General features: G+C 51.3%; 16 protein-coding genes. 7 read left to right on the forward strand and 9 right to left on the reverse strand.

Features of this window, described 5'->3' with window-relative positions; genetic code table 11:
* Window positions 1-6: 6 nt before the first annotated feature.
* Entirely contained in the window at window positions 7-813 is an 807-nt protein-coding gene (locus tag ACQ4MZ_RS23285) for a hypothetical protein (RefSeq protein ID WP_430849034.1), read from the reverse strand.
* Between the two features lie 258 nt (window positions 814-1,071).
* On the opposite strand from ACQ4MZ_RS23285, the gene ACQ4MZ_RS23290 reads away from it, so the two are divergent.
* Entirely contained in the window at window positions 1,072-1,596 is a 525-nt protein-coding gene (locus tag ACQ4MZ_RS23290; RefSeq protein ID WP_430849036.1) for a hypothetical protein, read from the forward strand.
* Between the two features lie 110 nt (window positions 1,597-1,706).
* On the forward strand, window positions 1,707-4,073 hold the full coding sequence (locus tag ACQ4MZ_RS23295; RefSeq protein ID WP_430849038.1) for a hypothetical protein: 2,367 nt from the start codon (window positions 1,707-1,709) through the stop codon (window positions 4,071-4,073).
* Between the two features lie 198 nt (window positions 4,074-4,271).
* Here ACQ4MZ_RS23295 and ACQ4MZ_RS23300 read toward each other — a convergent pair whose 3' ends face one another.
* From ACQ4MZ_RS23300 to ACQ4MZ_RS23335, 8 genes are all read right to left on the reverse strand, one after another.
* Entirely contained in the window at window positions 4,272-5,477 is a 1,206-nt protein-coding gene (locus tag ACQ4MZ_RS23300; protein ID WP_430849040.1) for an ROK family transcriptional regulator, read from the reverse strand.
* Between the two features lie 41 nt (window positions 5,478-5,518).
* A complete protein-coding gene (locus tag ACQ4MZ_RS23305) occupies window positions 5,519-6,739 on the reverse strand; it encodes a sugar MFS transporter (RefSeq protein ID WP_430849042.1) in 1,221 nt (406 codons plus the stop codon).
* A 2-nt stretch (window positions 6,740-6,741) separates the two neighbouring features.
* The gene (locus ACQ4MZ_RS23310; RefSeq protein ID WP_430849044.1) at window positions 6,742-7,950 is read right to left on the reverse strand and encodes an AGE family epimerase/isomerase; all 1,209 of its coding nucleotides are present in this window, start codon (window positions 7,948-7,950) and stop codon (window positions 6,742-6,744) included.
* 44 nt (window positions 7,951-7,994) lie between these two features.
* Window positions 7,995-10,709: a PQQ-dependent sugar dehydrogenase gene (locus ACQ4MZ_RS23315; RefSeq protein WP_430849046.1), complete on the reverse strand. Its 2,715-nt coding sequence runs from the start codon at window positions 10,707-10,709 to the stop codon at window positions 7,995-7,997.
* 228 nt (window positions 10,710-10,937) lie between these two features.
* Complete coding sequence (locus tag ACQ4MZ_RS23320; protein WP_430849048.1) at window positions 10,938-12,542, reverse strand: RagB/SusD family nutrient uptake outer membrane protein; 1,605 nt, start codon at window positions 12,540-12,542, stop codon at window positions 10,938-10,940.
* A gap of 10 nt (window positions 12,543-12,552) precedes the next feature.
* The gene (locus tag ACQ4MZ_RS23325) at window positions 12,553-16,119 is read right to left on the reverse strand and encodes a SusC/RagA family TonB-linked outer membrane protein (protein WP_430849051.1); all 3,567 of its coding nucleotides are present in this window, start codon (window positions 16,117-16,119) and stop codon (window positions 12,553-12,555) included.
* Between the two features lie 379 nt (window positions 16,120-16,498).
* On the reverse strand, window positions 16,499-17,566 hold the full coding sequence (locus ACQ4MZ_RS23330) for a FecR family protein (protein ID WP_430849053.1): 1,068 nt from the start codon (window positions 17,564-17,566) through the stop codon (window positions 16,499-16,501).
* Window positions 17,548-18,225 carry an RNA polymerase sigma factor gene (locus ACQ4MZ_RS23335; RefSeq protein ID WP_430849055.1) on the reverse strand — a complete coding sequence of 226 codons (678 nt, stop codon included), beginning with the start codon at window positions 18,223-18,225 and terminating at the stop codon, window positions 17,548-17,550. Before ACQ4MZ_RS23335 ends, ACQ4MZ_RS23330 begins: the two co-directional genes overlap by 19 nt.
* A gap of 69 nt (window positions 18,226-18,294) precedes the next feature.
* Between ACQ4MZ_RS23335 and ACQ4MZ_RS23340 the strand changes: the two genes are divergently transcribed.
* The 5 genes from ACQ4MZ_RS23340 (at window position 18,295) to ACQ4MZ_RS23360 (ending at window position 25,144) form a co-directional block, all read left to right on the forward strand.
* Window positions 18,295-18,888 carry an OmpH family outer membrane protein gene (locus tag ACQ4MZ_RS23340; RefSeq protein WP_430849057.1) on the forward strand — a complete coding sequence of 198 codons (594 nt, stop codon included), beginning with the start codon at window positions 18,295-18,297 and terminating at the stop codon, window positions 18,886-18,888.
* A gap of 232 nt (window positions 18,889-19,120) precedes the next feature.
* Window positions 19,121-21,589, forward strand: coding sequence for a heavy metal translocating P-type ATPase (locus ACQ4MZ_RS23345; RefSeq protein ID WP_430849059.1), 2,469 nt, complete (start codon window positions 19,121-19,123; stop codon window positions 21,587-21,589).
* 71 nt (window positions 21,590-21,660) lie between these two features.
* On the forward strand, window positions 21,661-21,810 hold the full coding sequence (gene ccoS / locus ACQ4MZ_RS23350; RefSeq protein ID WP_106596734.1) for a cbb3-type cytochrome oxidase assembly protein CcoS: 150 nt from the start codon (window positions 21,661-21,663) through the stop codon (window positions 21,808-21,810).
* A 45-nt stretch (window positions 21,811-21,855) separates the two neighbouring features.
* A complete protein-coding gene (gene ccoN, locus ACQ4MZ_RS23355) occupies window positions 21,856-24,000 on the forward strand; it encodes a cytochrome-c oxidase, cbb3-type subunit I (RefSeq protein WP_430849062.1) in 2,145 nt (714 codons plus the stop codon).
* Window positions 24,001-24,106: 106 nt separating this feature from the next.
* Window positions 24,107-25,144, forward strand: coding sequence for a cbb3-type cytochrome c oxidase N-terminal domain-containing protein (locus tag ACQ4MZ_RS23360; RefSeq protein WP_430849064.1), 1,038 nt, complete (start codon window positions 24,107-24,109; stop codon window positions 25,142-25,144).
* Window positions 25,145-25,172 lie beyond the last annotated feature (28 nt).

Consider the following 25,172-nt stretch of genomic DNA (forward strand, 5'->3'; position numbering starts at 1 on the left):
GCTGGGTTATCGGATTTCGGAAACTGTAACGGTGTGTTTACTACGCTGAATGCCATACAACGACATTTTGCCCGCCACCGAGCGGTCAATAGCAATACCTTGTCCTTCGATAGGTGCAGGTAATGTACTGATATGCTGCAAAGTGTAACCCGATTTCGGTAGTTTAAGCACATATATCTCCGCGCGGTCATGGCCGGTGCAGTACAGCAAACCGTCCGCGCCCCAGGCCCCGCCGGAATTGCTTTTTGGTGTGAACAAATCGACGAGGTTTTTCGGGAAAACCCATGCCTCGACCTGCCGCCATTCCAGGTCATATTTCACCAGCGATGTCCACCGCACATCCCTTCCCTCACTAGATTCCTTGCCCGCATAATGCGCAAAGCCGATAAACCAGTGCCCATCCTTCTGATCGAGCCAGGTGAGTGACCCGTGCTGCGCAATCCCGAAACTGTGTGTATCGACGTGCGTCAGTGTTTTCACTTCGAATATTTCGACCGAACTCGTCATCGGGGTTTCAGGATAATTGGAATTCGCGCAATACAACTTGCCTTTGATTACGACCCCGCTGTTCAAATGGACTATCCCATCCTTGGTTCCGTCCCAGGTCGCGACGAGCTTACCGTCGGTCTTGGAATGCTTGGTAATGGTGCTGTTGTTGATCACGTAGAAATGCTGCGCGTCGACCGCCACTGCCTGTTTGGCTTCCCTCACATCAAAAGTCTTCACGGGCACGAGCGTTTGTGCTAGTGCCGGTACATGCGAGAACCACAACAACGAAAAAGTGCAGAATAACAGCGATTTGAAAAGGAGCATAAGGGTCCAGGTGTTTTCAAATCTTAAAAATAGCGAAAGGTGGCTTTTTCTACTTTAACAGAATATGATCAATGGTTGCTACCGTTCGGACATCGGTAGTGGATTTCCTTGGAGCAAGGTTTCAAGCATTCGTATATTTGTAAAAATCAAAACGTTACTCAAAAATGGAAACGACAACCGCAATAAAATCGAAGGAGGCAGATCGCAGGGATGCTCAAAAAGCACTTTATCACAAACTCATCGAAAACCAGCACGCCGTTGAAGCGTATTTCCGCGGCGAATACACATTACAACAGCTTCATGCAAAAGGAATCAAATTTTTTAAACCCATATGAAGTAGTAACAGATGATCAGGAACGTTATTGGTTCCTGGCAGAGTCCGGTATTTGTTATAACGCCGCGTTTGTTAAATCACATGGCTACTTCTATCATTATCCTCAGTTTGACCATCAAGTAGTCAGCTTTTCCTTCAAGCCTTACGGAGAAGATCAGCTCCCTTTCAAAGACATTCCAAGAAGCGAAGGCTATTCCAGCCGAACCAGAGTCAGGGACACAATTATCTGGTTACTTCTTGAATCTTTCCGTCTGCATCCTGAAATATCCATTATCTTATTTGCGAATCCTGCGACGAACTTGCCGCGTGCCGGCAACGGCTATTCGATCGATGGTTCCGACAAGCAGGCCGGCTTGTGCCGCATTGTATCTCCAAATACGACACCAACTTCGCCGGTGAAGGCTACGGCTCAATCTTTATCAGTGATTATAATCCACACCACGATTTGATCCGTGATGCTTTTCTGGGAATTTCCGGCTCGGACAAATAGCTGAACGAATTAGCCTAAAATCGGTGAAAGCCAGTAATGCAAATACAACAACATCGATTCCCATTTGTCATGCATTCCCAAACCCGCTTCAAGGCATTCATTACAACCCTGCTTTTCCTGGCAATCTGTTTCCCAAGCATCGCACAGTCCATTGACCTGAAAAACGCGACGTGGATTATTTCCCCGGGTATTGCGTCCCCCATGAAAGAAACGGCTCCGGCGGTGCTTACGGAGGAAATCGCAAAACGGACGGGTATAACGCTGAAAAATGCAGCAGCATGGCCCAAGGGTAATGCGCCGGTCATCGCATTTGCACTGGCATCGGACAAAACTTTACTGTCGCGCAATGTGCCTGCAGGCGACGGAAACGGCCCCGAATACAAGCCGGAAGGTTACCGGATCGCAACCGAAACAACGGGTGGAAACAAAACCGTCTGGATCATTGGAGCCGATGCACGGGGCGTGCTATTTGGTACCGGGTATTTGTTGCGGCATTTGAAAATGAGCAAGGCATTTATGGGCAAGCCACTTCTGGAACTCGCCGGGCCCGTAAACATAGCCTCGTCCCCCGCCTACCCGATCCGCGGGCACCAGCTCGGTTATCGGTCCACTGCCAATACATACGATGCCTGGACGGTCGCACAATTCGACCAATACATCCGCGACCTCGCTATTTTCGGCAGTAATGCAGTGGAAGGTATTCCGTTCCACGAAGACGATAAGCCAAGCCCGCATTTCAAGATCCCCGCCAGGGAAATGCGCATCAAAATGAGTGAAATATGCCGGAAATATGACATGGACTACTGGGTGTGGACACCTGCCACATTTGAGCTGGCCAACAAAGCCAAACGTCAGGCCGAACTGGAAATGCACGAGCAATTTTACAAAGAGTGCCCTCGCCTCGACCACATATTCTTTCCCGGCGGCGACCCCGGCGACAACCATCCTTCCGAAGTATTGCCTTTCCTGAAAGAGCTGCAAACCATACTGGTGAAGTATCACCCGAAAGCTAAAATGTGGATTTCCCTGCAAGGTTTCGACACTGAGCAGATCGATTATTTTTACAAGTACCTGGAAACAGAAAAACCCACCTGGCTGCAAGGTGTGGTATCCGGCCCGGGCAGCCCGCCAATGGCCGAAACCCGTTACCGCCTGCCCAAGCAATACCAGCACCGCCAGTACCCCGATATTACGCACTCTGTACGCTGCGAATTCCCGGTGGAGAAGTTCGATCAGGCATTTGCATTGACACTCGGCAGGGAGTCGGTCAACCCGCGGCCCTTTGCATTTGCCAAAATCCACGCGAAATACGCGCCATTTACCGACGGATTTGTTTCCTACTCCGACGGCAGCCACGACGACGTGAATAAGGTGCTGTGGAGCATGCGCGCGTGGGATCCGCAGGCGGATGTGCATAGCATTATGGAGGAATACTCCGCCTTTTTCTTTAATCATACAGTAGCTGCCATAGTAGCGAGTGCGATCGAAGGACTCGAACAAAACTGGAAAGGTCCATTAACCGAAAATGGCGGCGTGGAAATGACTTACATCAACTGGCGGGTTCTTGAAAAAACAGAAGAGAGTCTCGCGAGCAATTGGCGCTGGCAAATGCTTTTGCTGCGTGCATATTATGACCAGTACACGCGCCAACGCCTCATCCGCGAACAAAATCTTGAAAAGCAAGCAAATGCAATTCTGGCCGCTGCCGACCGGAATACCATTGCAAAGTCCATGGATGCGGCATTGGCAACCGTCAACAAAGCGGATCAGGAACCGATTGAACGCGACATCTACAAGCATATCGTTGATTTAAGCGATGCACTCTACACTTCTATCGGCCTGCAAACAAGTACCGAAAAGCACAAACCGCGCAACCCGGAACGCGGTGTGGTGATGGATTTCGTTAATTATCCCCTCAATAACCGCTGGTGGCTGGCCGATGAATTCGAGAAAATAAAAAAAATGACCAGTCCCGACGAACAGTTAGCGAGATTGAAAACCATCGCATTCTGGGAAAATCCAGGTCCCGGAAGTTACTACGACGATATTTCGAGTGTAGCCAAGGGGCCCCGCGTCAAAACGATTTCAGAAGATGCCACCGACGTGGCATGGTGGGATAATGGTATGAGCCGGAAAAGGCTGTCGACACAGCTTTTCCAACGTGAGCCGGAACTCGATTATGACAACCTCGACCCCCGCGCACGCTACATCATACGCGTAGCGGGTGAAGGCGATGCGCTCCTGCGTGTGGATGGGAGAAGGCTTTCCCCTATTGTTTACAACAAAGAATCCGAGACATTCAAAGAATGGATCGTGCCGTTAAGCCTCACCCAGGACGGCAAGATCTCGGTCACTTTCGACGGCCCGGAAGAATCACAGTTGAACTGGCGCAAGCAATCGAAGATTTCGGATGTATGGTTATTGAAACAGCCTTAATGCGATCAATTGTGAATTTCTAAAAAGCGCTTACCGGTGCAAATCTCCAGATTTGCACACACTATTCGCAGGCCTCCGGCCGGTCCATACAACAAAAGCGACATCGCGGTGTCGACCGGCCGGAGGCCTGCGAATAACAGTCATGAAGGTAAACCTTCGCGCCATTTCGTTCCTACAAATAGGAAGCCACGCTGTGGCTTAATCGTGAATGCCCAGAAAGCGATTCCTTACGAGCAGGCAGGCCCCCAGTAAGCCGGCGTCTTCACCCAATTTTGAATGCACCAGTCTTGTATCATTATTAACCAGGCTAAGGGAGTATTTATTAATGGCTGTTTTAATGGGCAAACCAATGTAATCGCCCGTAGCAAGCAGGCCGCCTCCAAGGATTACCAGTTCTGGGTTGAAAACGTTGATCAGGGAAGCGATACCGCGGCCGATATTTTGGCCCAATTGCGCGATAAGCTCAATGGCAAGCACGTCGTCGGCTATGGCGGCTTCGATGATATCGTCCATCATAATGCGATCGGGCTCAGCTATTTTTGTCGTAATGAGTGACGAAGAGCCTTCCCGGACCTTTTCACGGAACATTCTTTCCAAAGCCCAGCCGGCGGCTTCCGTTTCCAGACAGCCTTTTTTCCCGCACCGGCAGATGTATTCATTATTGAAAACCGGCATATGCCCGAATTCGCCCGCATAACCCGATTTACCATAATACAACTCGCCGCCCATCAGGATCCCGACCGCGATACCGTAGTCCAGGTTGAGGAAAAGTACATCTTTTTCATTTTCAACAGCTCCGAGGCAAAATTCGCCATAAGCCATCGCCCGCGAATCGTTTTCGAGGAATACGGGGAAGCCTATTTTCTCTTCGACAATTTCGCTTAGCGGACGGTCGTCGAAATGAAAGTAGCTGTAACTGTGCCCGGTACGGTAATTAACCCGGCCCGAGAGGTTGATGCCCACCCCTTTGATCCGGTCTTTCGGAACAGATAGTCCGCTGATAAAATCGAGGATATGACCACACAGCGTATCCCGCGATTCGACGGTATTCGTCAGCTCGTAATCCATTTTACCCGAATTCCTGACCAATGTCTTGTCCAGATTCAGCAACCCGATCGTGATATGGCTTTGCTTCACGTCCACCCCGATAAAATAGGCGGCCTCCGCTGCTACACCATACAAATTGGGCTTGCGGCCACCGGAAGAATCGACCTTGCCGTAATCGCTCACCAAACCCTCGTTTCGCAGCTCATTCACCAGTACCGTTACCTTCGGGACGCTGATATTCAGCCGTTTTCCCAGCTCTGGTAGCGTCATGCTGCCATGATTGGCCAGATACCCCAGGATAATCCCGGCCGGATCTTTGGTTTTATAGTTGGCTGCAACGCGAAGTGGTCTGCTCATAGAGTGTAAAAACAAATGGGGCGGCTAAATTAAGGACATATTTACTTTGTTTTATACCCGTTCATGCCAAAAAAGAGGATGAAAACATAGCACAGCAGCGGTAGCATAAAAGCAACCTGCCAGTTGAAATGGTCAATCAGCACACCTTGTAAAAACGATATGACTGCCCCACCGACAATGGCAGTGGACAACCAGCCGGAAGCCCTGGTCGCATGCTCTTCCAGCCCGGCTACCGACAATGAAAAGATCGTCGCGAACATAATCGAATTACATAGGCCAACGGCCACCATCGTCCAGGCAGCCAGCATACCTGCGCCCGTCACGGACACGACGATCAATACGACGGCAGCAATGGCACAAACGCTCAATACCTGCGGCGCCCGCACGATTTTCAGCACACCAGCGCCTATGAACCGGCCCACCAGCATGCTTCCCCAATACAATGCGACGTAGGTAACGGCCTCATTCTCCACAATACCGGCAGTATCGGCAATATAGTTGGTCAGAAAAGAGCCAATGGAAACCTCCGCGCCCACATAGCAAAACAATGCCACCAGGCCGAACCGCAGGTTCCGGAAACCGAAAATTCCCGGTTGCTCTTCGTTGTCAGGTGCCTGTAAAACCGGAGAAGGTAACTTCAACTGACTGATCACGAAGGCGATCACAATCACCAGCGCGGTAATACAAAGATAGGGAAGCCGCACAGCCTCGCTGGATTGCATGCCATCGCGGACCTCCGAAAGAATATATGATGCGCCCAGCAGCGGTGCTACGGTAGTACCCAGCGATCCCAGCGCCTGAATGAGGTTGAATCTCGACGAAGCGGTTTCCGGCGGGCCCAGTAAGGTAATGTAGGGGTTTGCAGCCACCTGCAAGAGCACAATGCCGATCGCAAGAATAAAAAGCGCTGCCAGAAACAGGTAGTACTGGTGCATCAATGATGCCGGAAAAAACAGGAACGTCCCCACCGCCGCGATCGCAAAACCGGCCACCATACTCTGTTTGAATCCGAATTTACTGACGATAACGCCGGCAGGAATGGACATTACGCCATAAGTGACGAAGAAGTAAAACTGTACCAGCGCCGATTGCGTGTAGTTCAGTTGAAAACTGCTTTTAAAAAACGGCACGAGTGTGTCGTTGAGGCAAGTAATAAGCCCCATCATAAAATACAAAACCGCGAGCGTTACCAGCGCGGGCCGGTAACTCTGCCCGTGGGCAGTGCCCGCAGGCTGGGTGGCAGCAACTGGAACCTGGGCCATAATCAGACGTTTAAGGACACTTTCGATTGAATCGCTTCCAGCGTTTTCCAGCATTGGTACAATCCGCGCGGTACGTGGAAGCAACCTTTCCATTTACCGCCCTTCAATGTCAGCAACGGCCCGCCCTGGCGGTTGAGGTAGCCGAACCACTCGCCGTATTCAGGGTCAGGAAAATGGCCCCATGTATACGCATGCACGCGCTCGAACCAGTGCGCGCAACGCTCGTCACCCGTATGCAGGTAACCTTTCAGGAGCGTGATAAGCGTTTCCATATGTACCCACCAAAGTTTCTGGTCCCATTCGAGCTGCTGGGGCGGATTGCCTTTTACATCCATAAAATAGAAGATCCCGCCATGCTCATGGTCCCAGCCGTACTCCACGAGCTGGATCGCGATATCGACCGCCCGTTGCGCCAACTGCCCGTCCGAAGTACGTTCGGCCAGATCCATCATAAACCACATCGATTCCAGCCCATGGCCAGGATTGACCAGCCTGCCTTCGAACGAATCCGAAAAAGAACCGTCCGGGCTGACATTTTCGAGGATCACACCCAGCTCAGGCTTGTAAAACTTGTTCATGACCGTGTCGATACCGCGTCCGATCACCTCATTCACCAATGCCGGTTCCAGCAGCGACTCGATTTCCAGTACCAGGTTACACAGGATCATCGGCAGCGCGAAACTTTCCAGCGGCCGCGCACCGGGCACGGTTTTGCTGTAAATACCCTTCGGATTGTCCTGCCTTGTCAGAATGTTATAAAAAGTGTCCGTGGCAATGGTTTTGAACTCCTCGTTGCCCGTAGCCTTGTACAACTGCCCGAATGCCATGGTAGCAAAGCAGTCCGAAAAAATGCTGTGCGGCTGCATAAGCGGGTTTCCGTGGCGGTCCAGCGAAAAATACCAGTTGGCGCCGGCGCGGACGTCCCGTCCGTGCCCATGGTCCCGCCCATGCTTCTGCAAAAACACTGCCCCCGAAAGCGCCATGTCCAGCCACTCCTGCCGTGTCTCCACCTGATTGTACAACATGGCAAAGCACCATACCTGCCTGCATTGAAGCCACAGAAATTTGTCGGTGTCGAACACCTTTCCCTCGCGGTCGAGACACGTAAAAAAACCTCCCGATTCGTGGTCGGGAGAATTCTTCATCCAGAAAGGGATCACATCGTTCAGCAGTGCGTGTCGGTACTGGTCAATATACTTTTCGGGTTGCATGAAAGGTAGGTTTAGGTTCAGGAATAGTCCTGCATTTTAAAACGTTAGGGATTAAAATCGTTTTCGAAATACATCCAATCAATATGGAACAGCGGGCCCCTGGCCTTTTCATTCCTGAAAACCAGGTAAAGGTCATGGATATCCTTGCCGTTTACCGGCAACAGCACTTCTTTCCAACCGGTTTTGAGGTCGTCCAGCCGTCCGCCGGGGACATCGACTTTACCCAGCAGCTGACCTTCACGGCCTCCCTGGCGCAACTCGATCGTACCGCCAGCGCCGTGCTCCTGAATGCGAAATCGGATGTTCTTGATGTGTGTGAGGTCAATCTGGTTAAACCGCGTATATTTCCCATTGGTAATGTTGGCGATATAGGACACGTAGCCGGTGTTTTGCGTCGCGATTACCACGCCCACATTCCCTTCCTGGTAATCCTCCATTTGCACCAGCGGATTACGCAGCACAATATGACTGGCCGTCTTTTGCGGGCCGATACCATTCGCCCCCTTATCGGTGTAGGAAGCTTGCAAGACGTAAGCACCTTCATTGCCTTTTCCAATATGCTCTGTCAGTTTCAGCTGAGCAGAAAGCGGCATTTGCTCCGCATTTTTACCTAATGAAAGAATGTAACCTGCTATTTCTTTCGCGTCTTTTTCGGGCAGGTCCGCGTGAGGGGGCATCGGGTAAGAGCCCCAGTTTCCGCTTCCCCCGGTAATGATCTTGCGCGCAAGCATATCCGCAGCGCCTGCGTTATCCGTGTATTTTTTTGAAATATCCTTCAATGCCGGACCAATCGACTTGGTTTCCAGTGTGTGACAAGCCTTGCAATCCAGCGAAGCATACAATTTCGCCGTCGCCGCATACCGGATATTCTCCCCTTCCGAACCCGACAACGCACCCGCGAGGTCCTTTCCGAAAGCCAGGTAATTGAAGCCTGCGTGAATTTTGGCTCGCTGGATATTCCCGTCTTCTTTATCCGTAACCTTGATATTGTAATCAAACGGGGCATTATCCCAGTAAAAACTGCGATTCGCCTTCGTCTCGATCTTCACATCCGGAGGCGTGTTTCCGATCTTGAACTCGGTAGTAGCAGTTCCCTTTCCGCCGTTCTGGTCGGAGACGGTCAATACTACATTGTAAGTACCGGGTTTGGTGAAAGTGTATTTGATTTCCTCCCCCGCCAGCTTTTTCGCCCCGATCTTCCATTCGTAGGTCAGCTTGTCGGCAGCATCGTAATCCTTCGAGCCTTTGGCAGAAAGCGTAGCCGTGAATGGTGCGGCCCCGATGGTCTTACCTGTCGTAACAGCTGCTATCGGATTGCGGTTACCCTCGGCATACTCCACCCGGATAATGCCGGAGTCGGTATTGCGTGCGAACCAGTTGGTACCGTAAGCGAGCAGGTAAATGGCACCGTCGGGGGCAATCTGCATGTCGATCGGCGCTACGACCTTCAATTGGGGAAGGAAAGGCTCCATGCTTACATAGTTGCCGTTCGCATCCATGGTCACGGCCATGATCCACTTCCGTATCCATTCAAAAATGAACAGCTTCCCATTGTAGTATTCCGGAAGTTTGTAGGGCGCATTCGGGTATAAATCACTGTAATACACGGGGCCAGCCATGGCGCTCGCACCGCCTTTGCCTACCAGCGGGTATTTCTTCGACGGGCCTTTCCCGTACCATATGAATGCTGGTTGGGCAGGCGGCAGCTCACGGATTCCCGTGTTATGCGGTGAATCGTTGATCGGCTTTTGCGGATCTTTTCCTGGTCCTTCCTTCTTGGTCGCGAAATCATAGTCGGGGAACACCTCATTGTCCCCCAAAAAATAGGGATAGCCGAAGAAACCCGGCTTACGCGCCTGGTTGATCTCGTCATAACTCATTTTACCCTCACTACCAGGCACCTCCGTATCAGGGCCTACATCGCCCCAATAAAGGTATTTCGTCTTCGGGTCGACGGAAATGCGGAATGGATTCCGCACACCCATTGCATAAATTTCGGGCTTGCCCTGCGAACCGTCTTTCGGGAAAAGATTCCCGTCGGGAATACTGTAAGTACCATCCGCTTCCGGCTTGATCCGCAGGATTTTCCCCCGATAGTCATTGCTGTTGGCAGTAGCCGCCTGATCGTCCGAAAGCTCGCGGCCCGGGCGCTCGTCGATGGGCGTATGCCCCTCGATTTCCTCAGCATTGGTATTGTCGCCGATCGAGAGATAGAGCAAACCATCCGAAAAAGTAAGGTAACCGGCCGAATGGCAGCAATATTTACGCTGGGTAGGCACCTCCAAAAGAACCTTTTTGGAATCCTGGATCAGGTTTTGCCCTTTCAGCTCGAAGCGTGCCAAATGACTGACACTCTTCTCACCTCCAACGCCATAATAGAAGTAAATCCAGTTATTACGCTTGAAGTCCGGGTCAACTGCTACGCCGAGCAGCCCGTCCTCGATGCCGCTGAAAACATTGAACTGCGCGATCGTCGAAAGCTCTTTGGTGGCATTGTTGAAATAGCGCACAGCCCCTTTCCGTTCAGCGATCACCATATCGTAATTCGGCAGGATCGCCATTTCCATCGGCTCATCGAGGCCCGACACCAGTTTGGTATAGGTAAACCGGCTCGAATCCGGCCCCTCCGATATTCCGGCCATGCGAACCGGGTCTGCATTCTGTACATCCCGGAAAACTGGTTTATCGTGCCGGCTCACCGAAGCCAGGCACAGCCCCCCGGCAAACAAAAGACCAATGGAAGATTTCAATTTTTTCACCCAATAAACTTAATAAAATGATTTATAAAATATAGCGATATGTAAAACTTTAATTTTGAATGACTGAATGACCGAATAAGGAGTATTAACCAAGTCATTATTCCGCTGAAGAACAATCATTCAATCATTCAATCATTCAATCATTCAATCATTCAATCATTCAATCATTCAATCATTCAATCATTCAATCATTCAATCATTCAATCATTCAATCATTCAATCATTAATCTAATAGTTCGGATTCTGCACAATGGAGCCTCCTGAGCGGTCGATCTCCACCTGTGGAATCGGAAATACCTCATTTTTCCCTGCCGTAAAATTCCCGCCTTTGCCATTCGAGAACGGTTTGGCTGAGTAGGCCTTCATCGTCGGCACGAGCGTGTTCCAGCGCATCAGGTCGTACAAGCGATGGTATTCCATGGCCAGCTCCACGCGGCGTTCATGCCGCACGGCCTTACGCAGATCGTCGCCTGCCTTCACATCCGGCAGCTGCTTTTCAGCCACTTTCAAAACCCTCGATGCCGCTTCAATATCCTTTCGCGACGAAGCCGAGGCACGTTTGCGCACTTGATTAATGTAGCCAGCCGCCTCGCTCTTATCCCCTCCGCTTTCGATCAATGCTTCTGCGTACATCAGCAGCACATCGGCATAGCGGATCGGGTGGTAAGTCCAGGCGTCGTTACCCCATCCTTGTCCACGGCGTGACTCAGGCAAATACACTTTGCGGCTGTGGTAACCGGTATTCGGGTAGGTCGAAAAATCCAATACCTCTTTCGTACCATTTGTTTTCGGAAACTGGTCCCCAGATTGCAGAATAGTATACAACAACCGCGGATCGCCCTCTTCGAACTCATTTACGAGGTCTTGCGTGGGCAAATCAAAGCCCCAGCCGCCGGTCGCTCCACGAGGAGAACAGTACACATTAATGGTACTGCCATAGATAGGAATCGCCGGATCATCGCCCATGATAATGGAAAACACAGCTTCCTTGGTCTTATACCCGTTTTCCAAAAAAATCTCCTGATACTGAGGGTGCAAAGCAAATGCGCCCGAGTCGATCACCTTTTTCGCGGCATCGCGCGCCTTGGCAAAAAGTGCGGGGTCATCTTTAGCAAAAAACAGGTAAACTCTCGCCAGCAATGCCCAGGTAGCCTCTTTGGTAGCCCGGCCCACTTCGGAAGCCTGCAACTTGGCGGCCGAAAGCATGGCCGGGTCATTCGCAGCAGCTGTCAGCTCGGCTTCAATAAACTGAAACACCTCTTTAGCCGATGCGCGGTTCAGTTTCGTACGATCGTCGACCGTGAGCGTTTTGGTCACCAGGGGCACGCCGCCGAAAACCTCCGCGAGCTCGAAGTAGAAAAACGCTCTCAAAAACCGGATTTCAGCCAGGTAGCGACTCTTCTGGACCGGATCCAACGGCGCGCCGCTGGCGTCGATAAGGCTGGCATCCGGCAACCGCTCCAATGCCACATTGCAGTTCCCGATCGCGCTGTAACGGGCTGTCCAGTAACCTGCAAGGGTTTCGTTGGACGAAAGTGCGCGCCCGAAACCGAGGTCTGTCACGAACGGGCGGTCGCCGGCATCGGAACCGCCCTTGTCGGCATCGTCCGTAGCCATATTGCCCAACTCAGCCCGGGCCGCCTCGTAGCCCCAGAAGTTACTGACAAAACCCCGGTAGCAAGTTACCAGCGACTTAAATCCAGCATCCGGCGATTTGTAAAATGTTTCGTCGGTAAGGTTGCCCGGAGGCGTACGGTCGAGGAACTCTTCGGAACAGGACGTCCCGCCCAGCACCAGGCACGACGCGAGCATTATGATTGATAACTTTTTCATTGTGAATATTTTAGAATTTTGCATTGATACCAAACATCCATGTACGCGCCTGCGGGAAATATCCCTGATCGATTCCCGTCAGCTTCGGATCGGCTGAGCCCATTTCGGGATCGAGGCCGCTGTATTTAGTGACCGTGAAAAGGTTCTGCGCGCCTACATACAACCTTACCTGCTTGATTTTCGCCTTTTGCAGCAAGCCTCCCGGTAAGCTGTAACCCAGCTGGATATTCTTCATGCGCAGGTATGAGCCGTCCTCCACAAAATACTGGGACACATTGGTATTTAACCCCGCATTCTGCGAGATCTTGTAATATTCGTTGGTAGTTCCCGGGCCATTCCATGCCTTTTCGAGGAAACCTTTCGGCGCATTGTACCATCCGGTACCCGATTCGGTATCATACCGGAGGATGTTCATTACATCGTTCCCCTGCGAACCCTGCACGAATGCGCTGATATCAAATCCTTTGTAAGCCGCATTCACCGTAAGCCCGTAAATGAAGTCCGGCCATGGGTTCCCGATTTTCGTGCGGTCGTCTGCGTTAAGCAACTGGTCGCCGTTGATATTTTTGAAACGAATGTCCCCGGCTGTCGAAAGGCCTTTCTGTGCACTGGCATTAACCTCATCCGGCGTTTGGAAAATACCGTCCGTTTGCCATCCGAAATAGTAGCCCACAGGCATTCCTTCTTCGGTTTTGGTGATGGTTTCACCCAAATGCGCGGTCGAATAAATCGGCTCACCGCCTCCGAGCGTGGTTACCTTATTGGAGAAAGTCGACAGCGTAGCTTTGATACCATATTGAAAACCAGCCACTTCATCGTCATACCCGATCGCAAAATCCCAGCCCTTATTCACCATCTTGCCCGCATTCGACCAGGGGAAATTGGGATAACCCAACGTGGTTGGCAGAGGTACGATGAGCAGCATATTATCCACTGCTTTTTTGAAATAATCCGCAGTGAACGTCAGTTTGTTATTCAAAAACGCGAGATCTACTCCAATGTCGGTCTGATTGGACGTTTCCCATTGCAGCATCGGATTCCCTATACTGCCGCGGCCGGCACCCATGTACCAGGTCTTGTTATCCCCGAAAAGATAGCGGCTGTTGTTGCCGTAGGTCGACAGGTATGCACCATTGGCAACATTCTGGTTACCAATCTGCCCGTAGCTGGCCCGTAACTTACCTTCTGAAAGCCATTTCAAGCCTGCGTCTTTGAAAAATTCCTCATTGGTAAAATTCCAGGCGGCCGACACCGAAGGAAACGTACCCCAGCGGTAATCCTTCGCAAACCGGGAAGTACCATCACGACGCACATTGGCCGTCAACACATATTTTCCGCCAAACGAATAGCTTACCCTTCCAAAATAGGAGTTCAATGCATTGGAATAAGTATAGCCCGAGGCGCCCGGATTGATCGTAGCGGCGTTGATAATCCGCATATCTTCCTCATTATTAACGGCTCCTTGCTTGGAAGCGCCGTACTCCAATCCTTTTGTGAGCTCCGCCGAGGTACCCGCGAGGACATTCAGGCGATGCTGCCCCCAAACCTGGTCAAATGCGAGCGTATTCTCCCAAACGAAATAGTTGGACCAATAGGAATAGTTGCTGATCGTGTTGTAAGTCGCGTAATCGTACCCATTGAGGTAGTATTGGGGGGTGAAGCCCTTAGAAAGGCCCCGGTGAATATCGAGACCAAAGTTGCTTCGGAATTTAAGCGGTTCCAGGATTTTCACTTCCAGGTTCGCGCCGCCCTTCATACTGATCCCCTCCCAGATACTCTGCCGCATCCGCTCGATTTGCCCTACCGGATTTGGCTTGTTGGAATACAATACACCTGCGTACCGCGAAAACGGGTTGCTGGCATCGTAGCCCTGCATGATCGTCTGGTAAAAAGATGGAATATCACGAAGATTATCACGGTAAACAGGCGTGATCGGATCGGCAGTCATGGCACTGAAAATCGTTCCGGAATACGGGTTGTTTTCATCGATATTGCGGCGACTTTCGTACACCACGGCAATGTTGCTACCCAGGCGTACCCGCTCGTTGATATCCGCATTCACATTGTTACGCCACGAAATCCGGCGATAATCGGAACCACGAACGATCCCTTTTTGATCCATATAGCCCAATGCCGAGGCAAAATCAATCTTTTTGCTGCCGCCGGAAACGGTGATATTATAACTCTGTACCGGCGCATTTTCATGGATAATCTGCTTCCACCAGTCGGTACCGTTGGCGCCTGTGTTCGTCCGCACGAAGTTGAGCGCCTGGGTTTTCATGTCCGGGGAGATCGGCGGGGTAACGCCCACAGCCTCGGCCGCGCGGTTCTTATAGTTGATAAATTCCTCTGCATTCAGCATATGCGGACGCTTCCATGGCGACTGCAAACCGTAGTAACTATCAAACGAAACGCTCATTGCTTCCGATTTGGAGCCTTTTTTGGTAGTGATAATCACCAGACCATTCGAGGCGCGCGAACCGTAAATGGCAGCCGCGGATGCATCCTTGTGAATATCCATGGTCTCGATATCATTCGGGTTCAACCATCCTATACCTGTCTGGGGCAGCCCGTCGACAATGTAGAGCGGCTCATTGGAGTTATTGATCGAACCGATCCCCCGTATACGCACGATACCCGCGGAGCCCGGGCTCCCGCTCGACTGCGTCACCATCACGCCCGCAGCCTTCCCCTGCAAAGCGTCCGTTGCGGATCGCACGGGCATATTTCGGATCTCATCACTTCCTATCGAGGCCACCGAACCCGTCACATCCTTTTTTGAAACGGTACCATATCCTACCACGACGACTTCCGAAAGCGACTTCGAATCCGTCGAAAGTTTCATATCTACTACTGAGCGGTTATCCACCGGCGCCTCAGCCGACAGGTAGCCAATAAATGAAAAGACCAAGGTCGCGTTCTCAGGCACATTCGAAAGTTCATACCGACCTTCCCCATTGGTAGTTGTGCCTGTACCAGAACCTTTTACAATCACACTGGCGCCCGGTAACGGCTCGCCGGAAACCGCGTCGACCACTACCCCGGAGACCGTCAGCGCGACATTCGCTACCTTGCGTTCCGCCGCTCCCTTTAACAAGGATGCTAGGGTATTCACCGGCTGTGTCACCTGCAATTGACCGGTCGGCTGCGATTCCAGCGGTGCTTTCCGCTCCGAGTCAGGCCGGTCACCAGTCTTTTCAGTAGATTCATCTTTAATGTAGATCACATAAAAATTGTCACGCAATTTCTTAAAAGCCAGATTATTCGGTTCCAGGATCTTACGCAGTGAATGTTCCAGCGAGCCAGTCTTGCCGGATTCCTTTACGGTTTTACCGTTGACATAGCCTGAATTATACAAAAAGGACACATTGAACTGCTTTTCCAGCTCACGAAGTTTCGATTCCAGGGTTACTGCCTGGCGTGGGCGCGAGTCGACACCGGGGCTGACGCGGCCTGAGGCGACCCCGGCTAGCACGCTCCCGTCGAGTCTCGATAGCGCGACGTTCTGCGCATGCACCACAAACACGGCGCAGCAGCAAATGGCGATCAGGTTAAGAGTAGTGATCAGTCGTTTCATAGGCAAAAGGGCTTTAACAGGGTTTGTTTAAATGGCCAAAATCCGAACGCGTACCATATTATTTCGCGATTCTAAACATAGAGTACCGTTTCATTCGGCTTACCGCCACGCGGAATGCAACTTTTTTCTAAAAATTTTTAACAGTGCAAAATCATCGAATTAAGAAGTATCTATTTATCTCAATTTCAAATATAAAATTTGATTTTTAAGACAATTAATAAATTAAATTATAAACTTCTCATAGGAATATATGTAAGTTTTATACCTTCAGTTCTCGATTACAGCTCCTGATCTAAAAACTTTCCTGACCTGTTAAATACAACACCTGACCTTTTGACCTAATGACTTTCCTGACTCTGCGATTTCATAACTATGTGCCTTATTCGGATCTGGGTGCAATGACTAACTGGTCGCCGTCGCGCGTGATGGTTACAGCGGATGCCTCGGCAATACCCTGCAGAAGCAGGTCGACATTGTCCGTCGGGACGGAGCCAGAAATCTGGCGATCGAGCAGTTCGGGCCGGCTGGCTTCTGTTTCCAGGCCATAGGTATCCCGCAATATCCCCGCGACCTCCCGGAGTGAAGTATTTTTAAAAACAAGTTTATGGTCTTTCCATGCAGAATAGAGACCTTTTTCTACACGCTCTCGCTGGTAATCAGATGGTTTTTTATGAAACTGGATCATTTCGCCTGGCCTAAGGACCAGCGTGTCACTTTCTGAGTCACCCAGGTTGCAACGGACTTTCCCTTCGTCGAGGACGATTCGTGTGCCGCTCTCACGCTTGCTGATATTGAACTGGGTACCCAGCACGTCGAGGCTGAAATCAGCTCCTGTACGTACGCGAAACTTCCGGTGGTCTCTGGTATGAACTACCTTGAAGTACCCCTCGCCTTCCAGCCGTACCTCGCGCAATTCCGGCCATTCAGTATCGTATGAAAGCACTGAGTTTCCATTCAAAGTCACTTCCGAACCGTCGGGCAATATCAGTACCCGCGTTTCTCCAAAGCCGGTGCGTTCGGTAACGCGGCCTTTTTGTTGCTGAAACACATACAAGCCGATTCCAGCGACAATCAGCAATAGCACCGCTGCCGCGATTTTTCCCCAGCCAAACCAGCCGGACTTACCAGCCGGCGATTCTTCCAGCCATTCGTGAGATTCTGCATTCGCGGTCAGTATCCGGGCAAAAATTTTATCCTCTAATGCCGACAAGCCATCTGCAGACAGCCTATCCGTTAACGCCGGGCGCGCCTCCGCCGAGCGGTACCAGGCTTCCAGTTCCTCTGCCTCCGCGGACGAGTTCTGTCCCCTCTTGTCATTTTCCAGTAAATACAGCAAGCGATCTTTGTCCATTCGTCTATATACTTCTCCGCTTTTGATATAGTAACATTCCGGCGCGGTTACCGCCACGGCCAGCGCAGTTTTTTCTTCTAGGGGTATAAATCCCACATTTCCAGCACAATCCACGCCCAGGCAAATTCTTTCAGATTTTCACGCAAGATTTTCAGTGCCCGCCCCATTTGCTTTTCGACTGTATCGACGGGAATTTGTTCCTGTTCGGCAATCTCCTTGTAGGTTAGATGCTCCTTCCTGCTGAGCAGGTACACTTTTCGCAATTTCTCCGGCAGTTTCTGAACACTACTTTCCAGCGCGCGGGCGAGCTCCTCATAATGCAGGCGATCTTCGATATAGTTGTTTTCGTCACCCGGCATTTGTAGTAGATGCTCGAGATAAGCGTCCCTGATTTTGCGGGAACGGATAAGGTTATAAATGCTATACCGCAGCGCGCCGAACAGGTAGGCTTCGAGCGATACCGAAATTAGCAGCGTTTCGCGTTTGACCCAGAGATCCACGAAAATTTCCTGGATCATTTCCTCGCTTTCTTCACGCAACAGGATCCGCCGGTACGCGGCGTCGAAGAGCCTGCGCCAGTATTTACGGTACAAGGCGGCAAAAGCCTCACTATCGCCTGTTTGCATACGGGCGAGCAAAATATCGTCGGTGCTATTTGGGTTTTCGGGAGCGATGGTTGTAAGAAAGGGTTTGGAGCCCGCAAGTTCGCTGATCCGTCGGTTAAAACCGATGGTAGTTGGTGAGAATTTTAACAATTTTTGGGACAACAGGATCTTTATGTAACCGTTATTGAAGTATTACAAACCTCAAACAAACCTTTCGAAATGAGAACATTATCTGTACTTTTTGTGATGGTACTTTGCTGCACCGCGGCCAGTTTTGCACAGGCTCCCGACCAGAAGATCGGCTACGTCGACCAGCAGCACATTCTTGAAAATATGCCCGAATTCAAGAAACTAAATGAAGAGATCGTCGTCAAGAGCGATCAATACGATAAGATTCTGAAAGGGAAATACGAGGAATTCAAACTCAAATCCGATGCCTTCGACAAACTCGTCGCCAGCAAGGCCGATCAGGCCATTCTGCGGGACAAGGCCATCGAGCTCGAAAACCTGAAAAAGTCCTATGAAGATTTCGAGGCCAATTCCATGGCCCAATTGCGCGATTATTACGCCAAACAGTTTGAGCCCATCAAACAAAAAGTCAATGAGGCCATCATCTTCGCCGGTCGGCAGAAAGGTTATGCCTTCCTGCTCCGCATGGACCTCAACCCCAATGGCGGCGACCTCTGGCCCGTCGTCCTCTACGCCCGCGATTCCACCTCCAACCTGACATCCGATATCATGAAGAACCTGGGAATAAACGCCGCTGGCGCATCCACACGCAAGGTGGGGCTCCCGCAGCTGTTGAAGCGATGAACGCCGGATAACATTACATTAAAGAGCCTTCTTTACCGAAGGCTTTTTTCGTTTCCGATAAATAAATATAAAAGCTTACGGTTGAAAAAATCAATTATCACTACGCTTTCGAGCTCAACCAGGGTATAGATTACAATTTCTGACCAAAGTCAGTTTTTCACACGTCTTTCCGTCATCCGTTCGGCTGATCGTATGCTCCAATTTTGGACAAGGTTTAATCCAGACCATGACCATGAGCATATTGACGGCCCCGGAGGCCATTTCCGATACACGACATGCCTGCTACCATTGCGGCGAGGAATGCCGCGATGAAGTCCTGCACGCCGACGACCACGATTTTTGCTGCGACGGCTGTCTGACCGTCTACAGCGTTTTGAAAGACAGTGATCTTTGTCAGTATTACGCGATCGAAGGTGCGCAGGGCATTTCGCCGGATCCGACTTTTTACAAAGGCAAGTACAACCATCTCGATCAGCCCGAAGTGCATGACAAGATGATCGAGTTCACGGACGGGCACCTGACCACCGTGTACTGGTACCTTCCGAAAATGCATTGCAGCTCGTGTATCTGGCTGCTCGAACACCTTTATCGCCTCAACCCAGCGGTGCGAAGCTCGGTGGTGAACTTTCCCGAGAAAAAGGTTAGAATTACATTCGACGCGCCCGCATTGCGGCTAAGCGAACTGGCCGCGCTGCTTACGCGCATCGGATATGAGCCTTACCTGAGCATGGATGATTTGTCGGGCAAGAAAGCCGGCAAATGGAACCGCACCCGGCTTTACAAAATCGGCATTGCGGGCTTTGCATTCGGGAATATTATGATGCTCAGTTTTCCCGAATATTTTCATTTGGGACAGAATACTTCTGACCAAAATCTTCGTACGCTTTTCGGTATTCTTAACCTTACGTTGAGCTTGCCGGTTCTGTTTTACTGCGCGGCGGACTTCTACAAATCGGCCTGGTCGGCACTGAAAGGGCGTTATCTGAACATCGACGCACCGATTGCCCTCGCATTGAGCTGCGTTTTTCTGATCAGCATTTACCAGCTCGCCACGCAAACCGGCCCCGGATATCTGGATTCATTTGCGGGAGCCGTGTTTTTTATGCTGGTAGGCCGGTATTTCCAGGACAAGACTTACGCCGGCGTTTCGTTTGACCGCGACTACAAATCGTATTTCCCGATCGCCATTTCCATCCTGAGCGACGGCATTGAAGAACGCAAACCTATTACCGACCTGCAAAAAGGGGACCGGATGCTGGTCAGAAATGAAGAACTGATCCCGGCCGATGCCGTGCTGCAAAGCCCGGTGGCGATGGTCGATTACAGCTTCGTCTCCGGCGAATCGCAGCCGGTCGAAAGACGGAAAGGCGATACTATCTACGCAGGAGGCAAGCAAAAAGGTGCGTCCATCGAACTGGAAGTATTGCGGGAGGTTTCCCAAAGCTATCTGACGCAACTTTGGAATAATGAGGCATTTGCCCGTGAGAAAGACGATACCAACAAATCGCTGGCGGCACGTATTAACCGCTACTTCTCGCTGATCGTGCTGGGCATTGCGGCAGTCACTTTTGCGTTCTGGTTTTTTGTCAATAACAACCGGGAAACCGCATTCCTCGCGTTCACCACCACGCTGCTGGTGGCTTGCCCGTGCGCATTGCTGCTTTCATCGACCTTCACCAACGGGAATCTGCTGAGCGTTTTCAGCCGTAACCGTTTTTATCCTAAAAATGCACACAGCATCGAACGGCTGGCGCAGATCGACGCGGTAGTTTTTGACAAAACAGGCACCATTACCCTGCCCGACGACGCGGAAATCGATTTTACAGGTGAACCATCGACGTGGGATGAGCTGGTGATGATCAAAACCCTGGTAGGCCAATCCTCCCATCCATTGAGCAGACTGATATCGAAGCATTTGGCCGATGTGCCCGCCAGCCGGCGCGTTCTGACAGGCTTTTCGGAAGCGAGCGGCAAGGGCATGGCCGCACAATGGGGGGTACGAATGGTCAAAGTGGGATCCGCTGGCTGGGTTGGAGCGGTCAGCGACGAGGAAAGTACCGGGCAGTCGAGCCGGGTATATGTGGCTATCGACGAGGTCGTAAAGGGTTATTTCACGATCCGCAGCAAATACCGGCCCGAGCTGCCCGAAACGCTTTCCGCATTGCGTCAAGCAGGTATCCGCACCTACCTCCTTTCCGGCGACCGCCCTACCGACCGCGATTTGCTCGCCCCGCTCTTCGGGGAGAACGCATTGCTGCTTTTTAACCAGAAACCGGAGCAAAAGCTGGATTTCGTGCGCGGATTGCAACAAGAAGGCCGCCATGTGCTCATGGTGGGCGATGGACTGAACGACGCCGGCGCATTGCGCCAGAGCGACGTCGGACTGGCCGTTTCGGATGATATCAACAACTTCTCCCCTTCCTGCGACGCGATCGTCGAAGGCAACCAGCTCAGGTTGCTGCCGGGATACATCGCCCTTGCCCGCAGCGGCCAGCGTATCATCCGTGAAAGCTTTGCTATTTCATTGATCTACAACATAGTGGGACTATCCTTTGCGGTAACAGGCCACCTCTCGCCGGTCATTGCTGCCATTCTGATGCCGGTCAGTTCCATTACGATTGTGGCGTTTACCACGGTTGCAAGTAATGCCGCAGCGCGGCGACATCTCAGAAAACTGACCAATGTCATAAAACGGACGTAGCAATCATCATCCTTTACCAGCCGCACCGCCGGTAGTTTTGACCTATCAAAAACACCTAACCAATCCTCATCATGAGTGCATTATATCTACTGATCATCGCCAGTTTACTGGTGGCGCTGGGATTCCTGGGCGCATTCATCTGGTCGGTGCGGAAGGGCCACTACGACGACGATTACACGCCTTCCGTCCGCATCCTGCTCGACGACTCCGAAAAGCCATAACCCCCAGAACCTGAACTGATTTTTACCATTTATCACCACCAAGTTATGTCAAACGTTCCCCATCCCGGCCTCGCCTCCGTTGAGTTGGATGAATTTCAATACGACAACCGCATTGTCCGGGATTTCGCCATCGCCACCATCCTGTTCGGACTCATCGGCATGCTCGTGGGCTTGCTGGCCGCATTGCAGCTGGTTTTCCCAAACCTGAATTTTGATCTGCCGTTCCTGACATTCAGCCGCATCCGGCCACTGCATACTAACGCGGTGATTTTCGCATTCGTCGGAAACGGCTTTTTTACCGGGCTCTACTATTCTGTTCCGCGCGTGTTGCGGACGCCCATCTGGAGTCCTGTCCTGAGCCGCTTCCACTTCTGGGCGTGGCAGGCTATCATCCTCGGCGCGGCCATTTCGTTGCCCATGGGTTTTACCACTTCCAAAGAGTACGCGGAGTTGGAATGGCCGTTTGACATTGCGATTGCCGTAGTTTGGGTTTCCGCATTGGTGAACATCATCATGACCACCATTAATCGCCGCGTGGAGCATATTTATGCCGCGGTATGGTTCTACATCGCCTCTTTCGTAACCGTCGCCATGCTACACGTTGTAAACAGCGTGGAGCTCCCGATCTCATTTATGAAAAGCTACTCTGTGTACGCCGGTGTGCAGGATGCATTGGTACAATGGTGGTACGGACATAATGCGGTCGCATTCTTCCTGACAACCCCTTACCTGGGCTTGATGTACTACTTCCTGCCCAAAGCGGCCAACCGGCCAATTTACTCCTACCGGCTTTCGATCGTACACTTCTGGGCACTGATATTCCTTTACATCTGGGCCGGCCCTCACCACTTGCTATACACCGCATTGCCTGAGTGGGCCCAAACGCTTGGTACGGTGTTCTCGGTAATGCTTATCGCGCCGTCGTGGGGCGGTATGATGAACGGACTGATGACGCTCCGTGGTGCCTGGGACAAAGTACGTGAAGACGTGGTACTGAAATTCATGGTGGTAGCGATTACCGCTTACGGTATGGCCACTTTCGAAGGCCCGATGCTGTCTTTAAAAAATGTAAACGCCATTGCCCACTACACCGACTGGATCGTGGCACACGTACACGTAGGTGCGCTCGGGTGGAACGGTTTCCTTACTTTCGGTATTCTCTACTGGCTTTTTCCGCGCCTGTATAACCGCCCGTTGTATTCTACCAAAGCTGCTAATTTCCACTTCTGGATCGGTACGCTGGGTATCATTTTCTATACCATCCCCATGTATTGGGCTGGCTGGGTACAGAGCTCGATGTGGAAAGAGTTTACTCAGGAAGGTCTTTTGAAATATCCTAACTTCCTTGAAACCGTAACGGCTCTCAAACCACTGTATTTCCTCCGCGGCGTTGGTGGCTCCTTGTATCTGGTGGGTTTTGTAGTGATGATCTACAACCTCTGGATGACCGCCCTGAAAGGCAAGCTCGTAGCTACCGAAACCGCCAAAGCCATGCCATTGAATGCGATCTGGCATGCCGAAAAGAGCGAATACTGGCACCGCCGCTTAATGGAGCGCAAGCCTTTGGCATTAACCATATTCTCCCTGATAGCCGTCGCGATCGGAGGGATGATCGAAATGATCCCTACGTTCCTGGTCGAATCCAACGTGCCTACCATTGCGAGTGTAAAACCTTACACGCCGCTGGAATTGCAGGGACGCGACATTTATGTCCGTGAGGGCTGCTACGTGTGCCATACGCAGATGATCCGTCCGTTCAGATCCGAGATCGAGCGGTTCGGGGAGTATTCCAAATCCGGGGAGTTTGTCTATGACCACCCGCACCAATGGGGCTCCAAACGCACCGGCCCGGATTTGCAGCGCGTAGGCGGCAAGTACCCCGATTCCTGGCATTACAACCACATGGAAGATCCTACATCGATGTCGCCGGGCTCCATTATGCCGCGCTATGGCTGGCTGCTCGAAAACGACCTGGATACGACCACAACCCAAGCGAAGATCAAAGCCATGCAAACACTCGGTGTCCCTTATGAAAAAGGGTACGAGCACCAGGCCAATGCCGATCTCGTGAAGCAGGAACAGGAAATCCAGGAACGCCTGAAACAAAGCGGCATCAAAACCGCAGCGAATAAGGAGATTATCGCGCTGATTGCGTACATGCAACGACTTGGGACTGATATTAAAAAATGATTGAATGACCGAATGATTGAATGACTGAATAACATATTGTCGATGTCCTCATTCAAATTCCTTCATTCGGTCATTCAGTCATTCAATCATTCAAAATTGACTATTCATGAAATTCCGGAATTACCTCGAAACCATAGCGGGCGTAGGCATTTACCCCCTCATATCCCTGCTGATCTTTTTTGTTTTCTTCGTCGGCCTGCTCATTTATGTGTGGGGCCTTGATAAAAGAAAGCTCGACAAAATGCGGAGCATTCCGCTGAACGACGGCGTTGCGAAAAAGACAATATTATCTCTGCTTTTGCTCGCGTGCATCGCATTACCTGCCTCAGCGCAGGAGACCACCGAGCCGGTACGCGCTATCACCGGGTTCGACCTCCTCCTCTGCGTGGTGCTTGCGGCACTGGTTTTCATCATGATCCAGCTGGCGGTCCTGCTGGCCTCTGCCATGCGGTTGCTCAACAAATCCGCACAGGCATCCAACCAGGAGCCGACACACATTTTCAGCGCGCATTGGTGGAAGAAATTCAGGGGCATCGGTGTGGCATTGCATGATGAAAAGCAAATCCTGATCGACGGCCATGACTACGATGGTATCCAGGAACTGGATAACCGGATGCCCCCCTGGCTGCAATTCCTGTTCTATACTACGGTGTTCTTTGCGGTGGTTTATTCAGCTTATTATTTCAGCGGCCTGGGCGACTTGCAAATCGCTGAACTTGATAAGGAAATAGCTGTCGCCGAGGCCGAGAAAAAGGCTTACATGGAAAAAGTAGGCGCCAGCATGGATGAAAACTCCGTTACGGCCCTGACCGACAAAGCGGGTGTCGAAGCCGGTATGAAGATATTTCAGGAAAAATGTACCGCCTGCCATGGAACCGAAGGTGGCGGTGCCGTAGGTCCCAACCTCACCGACGACTACTGGCTGCACGGCGGCGGTATTCAAAATGTGTTCAAAGTGATCAAATATGGTGTACCCGAAAAAGGGATGATCTCCTGGGAAAAACAGCTTTCTCCAACCGACATCCAGAAGGTAGCGAGCTTCGTGCTGTCCCTTAAAGGCACCAAGCCAGCCAATGCTAAAGAACCGCAAGGAGAATTGGATGGAACTTCGGCTGCCGGCAATCAGCTGTCGGCGGCTGAGTAGGACTTCGGCGGTCGGCGGTAAGCAATGA

Source organism: Dyadobacter sp. BHUBP1 (assembly GCF_050587785.1).
In the GTDB taxonomy this organism is placed as follows: Bacteria; Bacteroidota; Bacteroidia; order Cytophagales; family Spirosomataceae; genus Dyadobacter.

Bases quoted from the DNA above. Each gene is read 5' to 3' on its own strand.
- ACQ4MZ_RS23325 (WP_430849051.1), bottom strand. From the start codon at position 16,119: ATGAAACGACTGATCACTACTCTTAACCTGATCGCCATTTGCTGCTGC.
- ACQ4MZ_RS23305 (WP_430849042.1), bottom strand. From the start codon at position 6,739: ATGGCCCAGGTTCCAGTTGCTGCCACCCAGCCTGCGGGCACTGCCCAC.
- ccoS (WP_106596734.1), top strand. From the start codon at position 21,661: ATGAGTGCATTATATCTACTGATCATCGCCAGTTTACTGGTGGCGCTG.
- ACQ4MZ_RS23310 (WP_430849044.1), bottom strand. From the start codon at position 7,950: ATGCAACCCGAAAAGTATATTGACCAGTACCGACACGCACTGCTGAAC.
- ACQ4MZ_RS23345 (WP_430849059.1), top strand. From the start codon at position 19,121: ATGAGCATATTGACGGCCCCGGAGGCCATTTCCGATACACGACATGCC.
- ACQ4MZ_RS23360 (WP_430849064.1), top strand. From the start codon at position 24,107: ATGAAATTCCGGAATTACCTCGAAACCATAGCGGGCGTAGGCATTTAC.
- ACQ4MZ_RS23300 (WP_430849040.1), bottom strand. From the start codon at position 5,477: ATGAGCAGACCACTTCGCGTTGCAGCCAACTATAAAACCAAAGATCCG.
- ccoN (WP_430849062.1), top strand. From the start codon at position 21,856: ATGTCAAACGTTCCCCATCCCGGCCTCGCCTCCGTTGAGTTGGATGAA.
- ACQ4MZ_RS23295 (WP_430849038.1), top strand. From the start codon at position 1,707: ATGCATTCCCAAACCCGCTTCAAGGCATTCATTACAACCCTGCTTTTC.
- ACQ4MZ_RS23320 (WP_430849048.1), bottom strand. From the start codon at position 12,542: ATGAAAAAGTTATCAATCATAATGCTCGCGTCGTGCCTGGTGCTGGGC.
- ACQ4MZ_RS23340 (WP_430849057.1), top strand. From the start codon at position 18,295: ATGAGAACATTATCTGTACTTTTTGTGATGGTACTTTGCTGCACCGCG.
- ACQ4MZ_RS23285 (WP_430849034.1), bottom strand. From the start codon at position 813: ATGCTCCTTTTCAAATCGCTGTTATTCTGCACTTTTTCGTTGTTGTGG.